Origin of the sequence: Pseudomonas sp. LD120 (assembly GCF_009861525.1) — a bacterium.
Taxonomy (GTDB): Bacteria; Pseudomonadota; Gammaproteobacteria; order Pseudomonadales; family Pseudomonadaceae; genus Aquipseudomonas.
On record NZ_WVHL01000002.1, the window covers coordinates 390,191 to 402,265 of the forward strand.

13 protein-coding genes are annotated in these 12,075 nt (G+C 59.9%); 5 read left to right on the plus strand and 8 right to left on the minus strand.

Translation table 11 applies throughout. The features are described from left to right. Positions 1-81 precede the first annotated feature (81 nt). The 4 genes from PLD_RS04730 (at position 82) to PLD_RS04745 (ending at position 2,769) form a co-directional block, all read left to right on the plus strand. Complete coding sequence (locus tag PLD_RS04730) at positions 82-990, plus strand: carbohydrate kinase (RefSeq protein ID WP_159890311.1); 909 nt, start codon at positions 82-84, stop codon at positions 988-990. A 567-nt stretch (positions 991-1,557) separates the two neighbouring features. After that, the gene (locus PLD_RS04735; protein ID WP_256674547.1) at positions 1,558-1,872 is read left to right on the plus strand and encodes a cytochrome c; all 315 of its coding nucleotides are present in this window, start codon (positions 1,558-1,560) and stop codon (positions 1,870-1,872) included. A gap of 19 nt (positions 1,873-1,891) precedes the next feature. Next, positions 1,892-2,113 (plus strand): hypothetical protein, encoded by a 222-nt coding sequence (locus tag PLD_RS04740; RefSeq protein ID WP_159890313.1) that lies wholly within the window; start codon positions 1,892-1,894, stop codon positions 2,111-2,113. A gap of 20 nt (positions 2,114-2,133) precedes the next feature. Then, complete coding sequence (locus PLD_RS04745) at positions 2,134-2,769, plus strand: hypothetical protein (protein ID WP_159890842.1); 636 nt, start codon at positions 2,134-2,136, stop codon at positions 2,767-2,769. Between the two features lie 126 nt (positions 2,770-2,895). Here PLD_RS04745 and nhaA read toward each other — a convergent pair whose 3' ends face one another. Further along, a complete protein-coding gene (gene nhaA / locus PLD_RS04750; RefSeq protein ID WP_159890315.1) occupies positions 2,896-4,230 on the minus strand; it encodes a Na+/H+ antiporter NhaA in 1,335 nt (444 codons plus the stop codon). A 191-nt stretch (positions 4,231-4,421) separates the two neighbouring features. Between nhaA and PLD_RS04755 the strand changes: the two genes are divergently transcribed. Further along, positions 4,422-5,708, plus strand: a complete 1,287-nt coding sequence (locus PLD_RS04755) for a DUF2254 domain-containing protein (RefSeq protein WP_159890317.1) — start codon at positions 4,422-4,424, stop codon at positions 5,706-5,708. A gap of 1 nt (position 5,709) precedes the next feature. Here the strand turns inward: PLD_RS04755 and PLD_RS04760 are convergent, their stop codons facing one another. The 7 genes from PLD_RS04760 to PLD_RS04790 all read right to left on the minus strand — a co-directional run bounded on the left by PLD_RS04760 (position 5,710) and on the right by PLD_RS04790 (position 12,062). Then, positions 5,710-7,032, minus strand: a complete 1,323-nt coding sequence (locus PLD_RS04760; protein WP_159890319.1) for a chloride channel protein — start codon at positions 7,030-7,032, stop codon at positions 5,710-5,712. A 122-nt stretch (positions 7,033-7,154) separates the two neighbouring features. Beyond that, complete coding sequence (arcC, locus tag PLD_RS04765; protein WP_159890321.1) at positions 7,155-8,084, minus strand: carbamate kinase; 930 nt, start codon at positions 8,082-8,084, stop codon at positions 7,155-7,157. A 36-nt stretch (positions 8,085-8,120) separates the two neighbouring features. Continuing rightward, complete coding sequence (locus PLD_RS04770) at positions 8,121-8,381, minus strand: hypothetical protein (protein WP_159890323.1); 261 nt, start codon at positions 8,379-8,381, stop codon at positions 8,121-8,123. A gap of 128 nt (positions 8,382-8,509) precedes the next feature. Next, the gene (locus PLD_RS04775) at positions 8,510-9,421 is read right to left on the minus strand and encodes a F0F1 ATP synthase subunit gamma (protein WP_159890325.1); all 912 of its coding nucleotides are present in this window, start codon (positions 9,419-9,421) and stop codon (positions 8,510-8,512) included. Then, complete coding sequence (locus PLD_RS04780; protein WP_159890327.1) at positions 9,421-10,998, minus strand: alternate F1F0 ATPase, F1 subunit alpha; 1,578 nt, start codon at positions 10,996-10,998, stop codon at positions 9,421-9,423. The genes PLD_RS04775 and PLD_RS04780 overlap by 1 nt, the downstream gene beginning before the upstream one ends. Continuing rightward, the gene (locus tag PLD_RS04785) at positions 10,995-11,768 is read right to left on the minus strand and encodes a F0F1 ATP synthase subunit B (protein ID WP_159890329.1); all 774 of its coding nucleotides are present in this window, start codon (positions 11,766-11,768) and stop codon (positions 10,995-10,997) included. Before PLD_RS04785 ends, PLD_RS04780 begins: the two co-directional genes overlap by 4 nt. Positions 11,769-11,771: 3 nt before the next feature. Further along, positions 11,772-12,062, minus strand: coding sequence for a F0F1 ATP synthase subunit C (locus tag PLD_RS04790; protein WP_159890331.1), 291 nt, complete (start codon positions 12,060-12,062; stop codon positions 11,772-11,774). Positions 12,063-12,075: the final 13 nt, after the last annotated feature.

Here is a 12,075-nt window from a genome sequence, read left to right on the forward strand (position 1 = left end):
GGCTGTTGTTGCATTGAGTGATTACCGGTCGGCACTGATCAACCAGCAGTTATCCCGATAGCAAAAAACTGAGGAAATGAGATGGTATTGCCTCGCGCGGTGATATTTGGCGAAGCCCTGACCGACCTTGTCCAAGGCGTTCCCGGTCAGTGGAAGGGTTACCCAGGTGGTGCTCCCTGGAACGTTGCACGAGCGTTGAGTCGCTTGGGGGTTGGCAGCGCTTTTGCCGGGTCGGTGAGCCTGGACTCACTGGGTGACGAGATCGTCTCGCAGTCGGCAGCGGCGGGGCTGGACATGAGCTTTATCCAACGCGTAGATCGAGACCCTTTGGTCGCCATCGTTCCATCGAGCCGCCCTCCAAGGTACTTTTTTGCCGGAGATGCCGATCTGTTCTTTGATCCAGGTCTGATGCCCGAAGGATGGCTCAACCAAGCACAGCTGTGTCATTTCAGCTGCATCAGTTTAGCTCGACAGCCATTGGCGGATAAGCTGGTCAACATTGCTCAGCAGGCCAAACAAGCCGGTAAGCGCATTAGCTACGATCCGAACTGGCGCAATGTAATGGACAGTCATTATCGGGAGCAGACCTTCCCGACCATGACCGCCCTGGCTGAGATGATTAAGCTGTCCGACGAAGACCTGCGGCACATTTATCCAGGGCTGAGCGAACACCAGGCAATGGATGAGCTACGTGCGCTTAATCCTCAGGCGCAGATACTGTTGACCCGAGGGCAACACGGGATGACTCTCCACACCCCGGACAGCCAATTCGATCAGCCGGCTATTGCCGTGGACGTGGAAGACACGGTTGGCGCAGGGGACGCTTGCATGGCCGGTTGGCTGGCTGCAGAGTTGCTTGGAATCGCGGGCCTGAGAGAGCGCCTGCGATTTTCAGCGGCTTGCGCATCCATATCCTGCCGCCATGCCGGAGCCCATGCGCCTGCGCTCGCGGATGTGGAAGGCTTGCTGAAGCTGCTCATAGATACCTGAGCATGACAATGAGCAGCCTGCGCGCAGCGCCTTGAATCGTCGCTCGTCGAAGGCGTTCAGGCGCTTGGCAGCCGAGCGCCTATTCACCCCAGGGAAGCCCCCATGCTTTGCGTGCGCTAGAAACGCCCAGATCTTGCGGCGTTTGCACGGTGTAAACGCGATCTGAGAGTGTTAATGCATGCAAGAGGCTGATTTTTCACCGATCGGGGGTTTGTGCAAAACCGACCGGGTTGATGCAGGCATTTGGGGGCCATGAAAAAACCATACGGATCAATTTGAATCAGAGAGATCAATCAAGAGTAGCTTCATTCCATGCTGACGGGGTGGGTATGAGTCCGATCAGCCACATACAGATGGTGGGCTGAGGCGAGGGAACTTCAAAGTTGAGCATTTTGGGGCGAGGTTGTTCTAAGTTTTCACGCACTCGATGGGGTTGGCTAAGAGTTTCGTGGGAAAAGTACCGATGTTCCGCAGCCGCGAGATTGGCGCATTAGTGGAAGTGGACAACGGCTCATGAACATTTCTGACATCGCACATCATTTAACATAATATACATTATGCGTAGCCATGGATTACATCTTTGCCGTGTTGGCACACGCATCTCTGCAGACCGCTACTGCACTCGGCCGCTCCAATGGGCCGACACGCCATGGCGAGTCTTTCATGTATTCCACGCCTGATCTCACAACATCAGCCTTCAGAAAACGGCTGAATGATTACCCGGGTGTCATTGTTTCATCGGTGATACTTCGTCCCAATGGGGACTTGATTCCAAGAACCTTGCAAGAAAACGGTGTAAAGCTGCCTTCGCACGCCTGGAGCGTTAAGGACTTTCGCGATTTGAATCAATACGTGGTGGGTGTGATTTCAAAGAGTCGATAATTTCGAACGGAGCTCCTTCATGACCATGCCCTCAAGTGGTGACGAAAACCTCATCGTCAACAAGGTTGATGACGGCTACCGAGTAGTTTCCAAACGTGGTCTGGAGGACTCGGATGGTCAGATTGAATACAGCGCTTCTCAAAAAAAAGTGCCCTGTTTTCAGTTGCATTGCTCACGGCTGATCGCATCTAATCCGTCTCCGGCATTCACTGGGTACTCAGTCGAATGGCGTTCGTATTAAGCAATCAAGGACGTAACATGATGGACAGGAAGATTGTATCTCTGACAATTCTGCTCGCAGCGCTGACCGGCTGCTCCGACCCCAAAAAAGCCAACGAAGAAAACTTCGAAAAAGCTGCTCAGAGTTATTTGGACACTCAGTACCCTCACTGCTTCGTGGTCACTGAGTTCCCGACTGAAACCAAGGACTTTGACATTACCGGCAATAACAAGGCCCTGCATGCACTGGCCCAGGTCGGCATCATCAAAGAAGTTGAATTGTCTCGCAAAGAGATTCCCAAGAGCCTCTGGCAAGAACAACGAACCGACATTCGTTACTCGTTCGATCTAACTGATGAAGGTCGCAAGTTCTACAAGAACGACGCGAAAAAGCTCATGAACGGAACCACCGCAGGCGGACTCTGTGTGGGTAAGGCTCAGATTGTCAGTGTTGATCAATTTAGCGAGCCTGGGGATATGATGGGTCAGAAGATCTCTCGGGTGACTTATTCCTATAAGGTCCGTGATCTACCGGATTGGGCTCATAACGAGGCGGTCGTGGCTAACATTCGTGGCCTGGCGCCAGTGGTTGCCAGCGAGAAGACTCCCATCAAGGAAACGCGAGCCATGATTCTGACCAACAAAGGTTGGGTTCATGAGCGTCTTTTCGGTAAATGATTGAGTTTGAGGGAACCTATTAGCTGTTCCCTGCTCTCTTTTTTATAGCCCTAAACTATAACTAAACTAAATAACTATTTAGTTTAGTTATAAAAATACCTACCCCAGCAACCCATCAACTTCTCCTCAAAACCTGATTTTTCCCCAGATCAATCCAATGATTGCCGCCAAGGCCGATGCGGCAAGCACGCTGAGTTTTGCAGCGGATAATAATGTTGGGTCTGAAAACGCTAATGACGAAATGAAAATCGACATGGTGAACCCGATTCCAGCCAGCAGCCCTACCAGCCCCACGCCGCTCCAGGTCACTGAGTCCGGTAGTTTGCAGATGTTGAGTTTGACCAGAATCAGGCTCGCTAGAACGACTCCCAGTGGTTTGCCAAGAACTAACGCGCAGATCACACCCAGGAAGATGCTCGGGGAAAGACCAGCGTTCAGGTTGACCCCTTCCAGGCTGACGCCGGCGTTAGCCAGTGCGAACAATGGCATTACGCCGAAGGCGACCCAGGGGTGCAGCCCAACTTGAACCCGTTGGACTGGCGGCAGTATTTCGCGCTGGGCTTGTTGCAGTTGTTTGAGCGGTTCGGCCACTTCTTGTGGGGTGCTGGAAGATTGCGCGAAGCGCTCCAGCAGTTCATGAAACGTACGTCCAATGGTATCCAGTGGACGCTCCGTCGCAGGTTTTGAGTGTATCGGGGTCATCAGCCCGAGGATGACCCCGGCCAGCGTTGGATGAACTCCGGTTTTCAACAGGCCAAACCACACAATGGCGCCGGGCAGCAAGTACGCATAAGCCTTGCCAAGCCCCATGCGCTGGAAAACCAGCACCAGCCCGACCCCGCTCACGGCGACCAGCAAACCCAGGTAGTCCAGGCTCGTGGTGTAGAAGACGGCAATGATCAGGATCGCGACGATGTCGTCGATGATGGCCAGGGCCAGCAGCAACACGCGGATAGCGCTGGGGATCGACTTGCCTAGCAGTGCGAGCACCCCCACCGCGAAGGCAATGTCGGTGGCGGTGGGTATCGCCCATCCGCGACTGGCATCGGTGCCCTGGTTGAAGGCCATGTAGATGATCGCCGGGATGATTACTCCACCCAGCGCTGCGCCAAGAGGCAGCGCCGCCAACTTGATGCTGGCCAGCGCGCCGTCGTTGATCTCCTGACGTATTTCGGCGCCGACCACCAAAAAAAACACGGCCATCAATCCGTCATTGACCAGAAAGTGCAGCGAGCAAGACGCCGTAAAGTCGCCTAGACCCAAGGTGAGCTCGGTGTTCCAGAAGTGCTCGTAAGCGTTCGCAACCGGGCTGTTGGCCCAGACAAGAGCAATCATCGCCGCCAGTAACAGGACAATGCCGCTCACCGCTTCGATATGCGAATAGCGCTCTATGGCGCTGATCGCTTGTGCGGTCAGGACTTGAGGACGGGGAATGGAAGAAACGGGATTCTTATCAGTCACAGGTACGCTCCGCAGTGGGCTCGACCAAGGTTTGAGCTGTAGCGTGCGCGGTGCCGCGTGTATCGCGCTCGCTCATCAGTGGCCGGCCAAATGGCTGAATGAACCTTCGATCATCAACACGACTCCAGTCCTTGGTTGAGCCTAACCTGAAACCACTGGCTGATCGCGTCATTCATCAAAAGGAATAAAAAATGATCGCTCGTTGGCGCTGGCTGTTGCAGCAAATGACCAAGAAACTGTGGTTCAGAGCCACGCTGTTTTCCCTGTTGGGGGTTGCAACGGCCTTACTCGCGGTGGTGTTCAAGGACTACATTCCAGCGTCACTGCCCGCGCGCGTCGGTGCTGATGCGGTTGACAAGATCTTGGGCATCATTGCTTCAAGCATGTTGGCGGTGACCACGTTTTCGTTAAGCATCATGGTGACGGCCTACGGTGCCGCCAGCAGTGGCGTAACGCCCCGCGCCACCACTTTGGTGATGGAAGACTCCACGACTCAAAACGCCCTCGCGACCTTCATCGGCTCTTTCCTGTTCAGCCTGGTGGGGATCATTGCATTGAGTACCGGAGCCTACGGCCAGCAAGGACGGGTGCTGCTGTTCGCGGTAACTATTGTCGTGGTGATTTTGATTGTCTCCACCCTTCTGCGCTGGATCGATCATCTGTCGAAACTGGGCCGGGTCGGCGAAACCATTGATCGTGTCGAGCGTGCAACCATCAGTGCAATAAACCATCGGGTGCAATGGCCGCATCTGGGGGCCTCGCCCTACCCTTGCGCGTCGGCTATCCCCTCCTCGGCTCATCGCCTGCAAAGCCGACAAACCGGCTACGTCCAGCACATCGACGTAAACGCCTTGGGGGCCGTTGCCAGCGAATGTGAAATACAGATCTTCCTGGATGTGCTCCCCGGCAGTTTCGTGCACCTGGGCATGCCTCTGGCGCACGTGGTGAGTTTGAATGCGCAGCGTATCGATGACCTGCACTCCAGCGGCTCAAAGATTCTCGCCGCCCTGACCATCGGTACCCACCGGACCTTTGAGCACGACCCTCGGTTCTGCCTCTCGGTGTTGTCGGAGATCGCCTCGCGGGCCCTGTCACCGGCTGTCAATGACCCCGGGACGGCGATTGACGTGATCGGCCGCGGGCTCCGAAGTCTCACCTGCTGGGGCGCGCCACAAGACCCGGTGACGAAAGTCAGTGCCCAGTGCCAGCAGGTTTACCTGCATGGCCTGATGGTCGATGACTTGTTCGATGACTTCTTTGCGCCGATTGCCCGAGACGGCGCGGCCTTGCTTGAAGTGGACCTGCGCCTGATGAAGACCCTGGTCAGCCTCGCGCGGATCAATCCGGTTCTGTTCAAACAGCCGTCCACCCGGCACGCACGCCTGTTGCTCAAACGCGCAGACCAGGCACTCACGTTGAAGGAAGACCAGGCGTTGCTCAGTACCGCCGCTGACCATCTGCTGCACGAGCACCGCTGATCTATTGACGGCTAGTGCCTGCGGCAGGCTTCGGCGCCGGTGAGTGCAAGAAGCCCCGCGCCAGTTGCTGATACAGCTCGGGGCCCATCCTTGCGCTCACTGCCTTGGCAATCAACGCGACCGCCATCAGGCTGATGACCATTCCATGGCTGTCGATCATCTCCATGACGATGATGGCGGAGGTAATCGGCGACTGGGTGACCGCCGCCAGAAAACCCACCATGCACAGGGCAATGATCGGTTGCGCGCCCAGGTGAAAGAACTCGGCGGCGTTAGCCCCAACGGCCGCTCCTACCGCCAGGGATGGCGCAAAAATCCCGCCAGGGATGCCAGAGAAGTAGGTCACCACGGTCGCCAGGAACCGCGTGATCGGCGCGTGCCACGGCAGACCAACGTCAGACACGATGATCTGCGAGGTGATGCCATACCCACTGCCAAAGGACATCCCACCGCTGAACCAGCCGAGCAGAGCCACGATCAAGCCACATCCCCCGGCGAACCAGACTGGGTGCATGCGGCGCCACTCCCAGACAACAAACCGCTGGTGGCGTTGCGGCCACAGCAGCATGCGGCTGAACAAGCCGCCCAAAAGACCGCAACCAATGCCGCTTACCAGCACCGGCATGACGATATCGAGATGGATGTCTGTAACGTCGAGGTGGCCGAAGTAGTTGTAATTGCCCTGCAAGGCAATCGCGACCATCCCCGACAGAATAATCGTGCTGAGCAACACCCCGCTGGTACGGGTCTCCAGCTTGCGGCCCAACTCTTCCACGGCAAAAGCCACACCAGCCAAGGGGGTATTGAAGGCGGCGGCGATGCCGGCCGCGCCGCCGGCAAGGATCAGGTCTTCGCTGCGGATGATGCGTGCATTGGGCAGGTAGCGATGAAAGAAATGCATGATCGAGGCGGCAACTTGCACCGAAGGGCCTTCACGTCCGGCGGAAAAACCGCCCGTCAGCGCCAGGGTGCCAAGGCTTATCTTGGCAACGGCAATACGCAGCGACACCAGATGAGCGACCGGTTTGCCTTGATGCGCCAACCGAGTGGCGGCGATCACCTGCGGGATGCCACTGCCCTGCGAGCCGGCGAAAAACCGCGAGGTCAGCCATACCACAAGCATGCCGATCAGCGGCGTATAAACGAAGGGCAGCCAGGGGCGCTCGGCGGTTTGCAGTGAAAACTGCGTGAGTGCCAGGTCGGCCAGCCGGGCGAACATCACCACCAGCAGGCCTGCGAGGGTGGCAGCCGTCCAGAGTGTGACTCGGGTGCGCCAGCGGATCGAGGTAAAACGACGACGTATCAGCAGTAACGGTTTGATCACCCGAGCGGATTCCAATTGAGGTCTGGCACTGTTGTGACGGCAAGACTAACCGGATAACCGATGGCCTCCAACCCGCGCTAGCCAAAAGTCTACACACCGGGTGCCCGCCGCCCAGGGTTGGATCAATTGCCACTGACCTCCGGGCGGACCTGGGTGCCGGCGGTGCCAGCGAGCATCTGTTCGATCTGCTCGAGCGACCCGATCACCGCTCGGTTGCCCGTCCCCCGGACAAAACCGCACGCGGCCTCGACCTTGGGTCCCATAGAGCCCTCAGCGAAAGCATAACGGGCCAGCGCTTGCGGCGTCACCTCCGCCAGCGCGCGCTGGGTGGGCAAACCCCAGTCAAGGTAGACCGCAGGTACATCGGTTGCGATCACCAGAACGTCGGCCTGCAGTTCACGGGCCAGCAGGCTGGTGCACAGATCCTTGTCGATGACCGCAGATACACCGTGCAGCCCTGTATCGCCCTGGCCGCCGGTGGCCGCCACCGGAATACCACCGCCCCCGGCGGCGATCACCAGCGCACCACGCTCCAGCAGCCAACGGATCGCCTGCAACCCCAGCACCCGCAACGGTGCCGGCGATGGCACGACCCGCCGGAACGCCGCACCATCGGCCGCCATGACCCAGTGCTTTTCCTCGGCGATACGTTCGGACTCGGCTTGCGTGTACATCGGTCCGATCGGCTTGCTGGGATGTGCGAATGCCGGGTCCTGCGGGTCGACCTCGACTCGGGTGATGAGGGTTGTCACCGTGCGCGTGGCGGGCAGCAGGTTGGCCAATTCCTGCTCCAGTAGGTAGCCGAGCATGCCGTCGGTCTGCGCGCCCAGCACGTCCAGCGGATAGGCTTGCACCTTGGCGTAGGCGGCAGCCTGTAGCGCCAGCAATCCCACCTGTGGGCCATTGCCATGGGTCAGCAACAGATCATGAGCGGCCGCCACCCGTGCCAGTTGCACGGCGGCGGCGCGGATGTTCTGCAGCTGGTTGTCCGCCGTTGGCGGCTGGTCACGCCGCAACAAGGCATTGCCGCCCAAGGCAACCACGACCTTCATCAGCGGGCACCGAAACAAGTCATCCAAGGGCCGCCACTATTTGATCGCTGCGTCAGATGAGGCGGTCAGGTGGAACAGGCCTTTGACCTTGCTCTGCAGCATGGCCGCGATGTCCTGCGCCTCCTCAAGAGTGGTGCCCGCTTCAAGGTGCAGGATGATCGTGCCGTGGCCGCTCGGGCTCGCGGTTTTATCCAGTGGTTCACAAACGATGGAAACCGGGGCTTCATCGGGCGCGTGCTCGGTGGGAGCAAGTTCCCTGGCGATGTATCGGTAAATGGCGGATTGCGGTCGGCTCATAGCGAATACCTCAGCACGTTCAGTCTTGGCCCACGCGGCTCGCGCAGGCGCTTTGTCTACACTTTGTGCGCTGTGCCCGCGCCTGTCTGTTCGGCAACACACACAAAGGCGTTGGCCGCGTGGGCGGGTCAAGGCGATTTGCCGGTCACCTCGGGCGACAACGCGTCGAAGCCGGAGATCACGTCAAACAACTCTTCGTCGATGCTGGCCTGGCGCAACCGGTGGAAATTCGCCGAAAGCACTTGCAGCAACTCGCCAATGTTGCGGTCAGCGCGCTGCATGGCGGCGAGACGGCTGGCATTCTCACTGGCCAGCGACTCGGCGCTGGCCCGAAACAGCGAGACAAACAGGTGTTCACGAATGAACGCGCGCAGGGTCTGCACGTTATTGCTCAGGGTTTCCGGACGCTGCGCCGTGGGCCAAGGGGTGTCGACCAGTTGCTGTTGCCAGTGCTCATCCAGAGGCAGCAGGCGCTGGCTCACCGGTGTATAGCCAGTATCGCTGGGCCGGTTATAGAGCAGGATCAGCGTGGTGCTCTGCGACTCGCCGCTGGAGGCGCTGTCCGAGATCGGCACCTGTTGCAGCATTTGCCCAACCAGACCGGTGATTTGCTCCACCGACCCGGGCACGGCAAACAATCCCTGCACGGGCAAACCTTCATCCAGAAGCCGCTCATGCACCCGCTCACCCACCGCCCACAGCTTTACCGGGGCGCCTGCCAGCCGGCTCAGGGCATAGTCGATCACCACCTCATTGAAACGCCCCACCAACCCTTGGTCGGAGCCAAATACCACGGCGTGCACCAGGTTTTCTGTCGTGCGCCTTGGCCGCATCAATGGCCGAGTCGCACTTGACTCAACCGAGCGCAGGCACACCCCGAGCCCCAACTCGACGGTGCGTGAGTAGTCGGCCAGTGCGGCCACTGAACGTTCGTACTGGCCGATGGCCGAGGCCGCCGAGGCTTTCATCACCCGCACCACGGACTTGAGATCCGCCGCGCTGGCGATCTGACGACGTAACGCGGTCATGGTGGCGGCCATCAGCGGTCCTCGGTGTCAGGTGGTGCCGAGCTTGGCTGCCGCGGCAGAAACCCGGCAATGGCCTGGCGTGCGGTGTCGGTGAGCCGTTGACGATCGGCGTCGCTCAACTGCGCCGCCGTCGTCAGGCGTTGGCCCAGGTCGTCGGGCAACTGATTGGCGGCGTCTTCCACCGCCTGCTGGGCCTGCGTCATGTGCTCAAGCGGCACCAGGTCGAACAAGGCTGCATTCAAGGCCAGCAAGATGGCGATCTGCGCCGGCATGGTCACTGGAGCGAGCTCCGACTGGCCCAGGCAGGCACGGATACGCTTGCCATGGACGATGGACTGGCGGGTGTCCTCGTCCAGCCGGGCACCGAAGCGGGCGAAGGTCTCCAGTTCCTCGAATTGCGCATACGCCAGCTTGAGGTCCCCCGCCACCGCTCGGTAAGCCGCGCGCTGCGCTTTCCCACCGACCCGCGAGACCGATTGGCCGACATCGATGGCCGGTAGCACCCCCAGGCCGAACAGCGAGGGCGACAGCACGATCTGCCCGTCGGTGATGGAGATCAGATTGGTCGGGATGTACGCCGATATGTTCTGTGCTTGGGTCTCGATGATCGGCAGCGCGGTCATCGAGCCGCCACCGCGTGCCGGGCTCAAGTGGGTAGCGCGCTCCAACATGCGCGAGTGGATGTAGAAAATATCCCCCGGAAACGCCTCGCGTCCCGGTGGCCGGCGCAGTAGCAGCGACAGTTCTCGGTAAGCACGGGCGTGATGGGTCAGATCGTCGTAGACGATCAGCACGTCGCGCCCGGCTTCCATGAAGTACTCGGCAATGCTGGTGGCGGCGTAAGGGGCAATGTAGGACAGCCCCGGCGCCTCATTGCCTTCGGCGACCACCACCACGGTATAGGCCATCGCGCCCTTCTTGCGCAGGTTGGCCACCGCCTTGGCCACGGCTGACGCCCGCTGACCGATGGCGCAATACACGCACAGCACGTTTTTATCGCGCTGATTGAAGATGGTGTCGATGGCGATCGCTGTCTTGCCAGTCTGACGGTCGCCGAGGATCAACTCGCGCTGGCCACGACCGATGGGAATCAGAGCATCGATGACCTTAAGCCCGCTTTGCAACGGTTCTGTCACCGGTGCCCGGTCCATGATCGGGGCCGCTGGCCGCTCGATGGGCAGGCGCTCCTCGGTCGCCACTGGCGCTCCGCCGTCGAGGGGCCGTCCCAGCGGATCGATCACCCGCCCCAGCAATGCCTCGCCCACCGCGACGTCCATCACCCGGCCCGTGCGCTGCACTTGCTGGCCGGCGCGCAAATGCGCGTAATCCCCCAGCAGCACCACATCGACGCCCTCCTCGTCGAGGTTGAAGGCAATCCCCGACAAACCGCCAGGAAACACCACCCGCTCCTCGAACCCCAAGTGCATCAAGCCTTGGACCCGGGCAATGCCGGTGGCGACGCTGACCACCGTGCCCACCTCATGCACTTGCAACTGCGGGGTGAACCCCCGCAGGCGCTGGCTGATGCCCGCAAACGCGTCGTCCAAAGCGTTTTGCAGCGTGGCGTCGGGCGACTCGGGCACGGTCATGGGCGCTCCGTTCCAGGCTGCGGGGCTGGCGGGCTGGCAGCCAGCGCATCAAGGTACTGGGCGATGCTCCAGGCCAGCTTCACCCCCTTGGCGCTCAGTTCAATGCCACTGACCAGTTCAGGGGCGGTTTCGAAACGCAGACGGAGCGCCTGAGCGGCCGCGGCCTCCAGTGCCGCCTGAATCGCCGCGCGCTGGGCCGCCGGTAGCTCGAACGCGCTGCGCAACAGCACCGGTTCGTCAGCAGTACTGGCCTTCAGCGCAATGACCAACGCCTCCTGCGCGGTGGGGTCCAGGGCCCGCAGGCGCTGGATGAACACCTCGCACGCCTGCTGTTCAAGGCAACTGCCGGCCAGATCGGCGAGCACCTGGCGGCTGATCTGGTACACCTGCTGTTGTGTGCGCTGGACGATCTGCGTGTGCAAGTGCTGGTGTTCGCTGAGCAAGGCCTTGGCTCTCATGGCGCTGGCCGCTTCGGCGGCCTGGCGGGCTTGGGCGAGCAAGCGAGCGCGCTCGGCGTTGGCCGCCTCGGTGGCCTGGCTCAACAACGCGGCTCGCTGTTCATCGAAGGCTTGGTTCTTGGCCTCGAACTGGCTTTGCTGCTGATGAGCACGGGCCTTGGTTTCAGCAGCGTCTTTGAGTTCGGCGGCAATCTTCGCCTCGCGTGCGGCGATGGCGTTGAGCACCGGTTGGTACAAAAAGCGCTTCATCAACCACACCAGGATGAGGAAGTTCAGGACCTGGGCGCTGACGGTGAACCAGTCGATGAGCACGGGCTATTTTCCTGCTGCCTGGGCAGCCGTGGTGAGCGCGGCATTCCAGAACGGGTTGGCGAAAATCAGGATCATCGACACCACGAAGCAGTAAATGGCCGTCGATTCGATCATTGCCAGACCAACGAACAGGGTGCGGGTGATGGTGGCCGAAGCATCCGGCTGCTGGGCCAGCGAACTGAGGGCCAGGGACACGGCCCTGCCTTCGGCCAGGGCCGGGGCCATGGTGCCAAAACCGGTGGTTAGGCCCGCCATGACGATGGAGGCGACGGCGATCCAAGTGAGAGAGTCCATAAAGTGCCTTTAT

Bases quoted from the DNA above. Each gene is read 5' to 3' on its own strand.
- arcC (WP_159890321.1), bottom strand. From the start codon at position 8,084: ATGAAGGTCGTGGTTGCCTTGGGCGGCAATGCCTTGTTGCGGCGTGAC.
- PLD_RS04780 (WP_159890327.1), bottom strand. From the start codon at position 10,998: ATGACCGTGCCCGAGTCGCCCGACGCCACGCTGCAAAACGCTTTGGAC.
- PLD_RS04790 (WP_159890331.1), bottom strand. From the start codon at position 12,062: ATGGACTCTCTCACTTGGATCGCCGTCGCCTCCATCGTCATGGCGGGC.
- PLD_RS04755 (WP_159890317.1), top strand. From the start codon at position 4,422: ATGATCGCTCGTTGGCGCTGGCTGTTGCAGCAAATGACCAAGAAACTG.
- PLD_RS04775 (WP_159890325.1), bottom strand. From the start codon at position 9,421: ATGGCCGCCACCATGACCGCGTTACGTCGTCAGATCGCCAGCGCGGCG.
- PLD_RS04735 (WP_256674547.1), top strand. From the start codon at position 1,558: ATGGATTACATCTTTGCCGTGTTGGCACACGCATCTCTGCAGACCGCT.
- PLD_RS04740 (WP_159890313.1), top strand. From the start codon at position 1,892: ATGACCATGCCCTCAAGTGGTGACGAAAACCTCATCGTCAACAAGGTT.
- PLD_RS04745 (WP_159890842.1), top strand. From the start codon at position 2,134: ATGGACAGGAAGATTGTATCTCTGACAATTCTGCTCGCAGCGCTGACC.
- PLD_RS04730 (WP_159890311.1), top strand. From the start codon at position 82: ATGGTATTGCCTCGCGCGGTGATATTTGGCGAAGCCCTGACCGACCTT.
- PLD_RS04770 (WP_159890323.1), bottom strand. From the start codon at position 8,381: ATGAGCCGACCGCAATCCGCCATTTACCGATACATCGCCAGGGAACTT.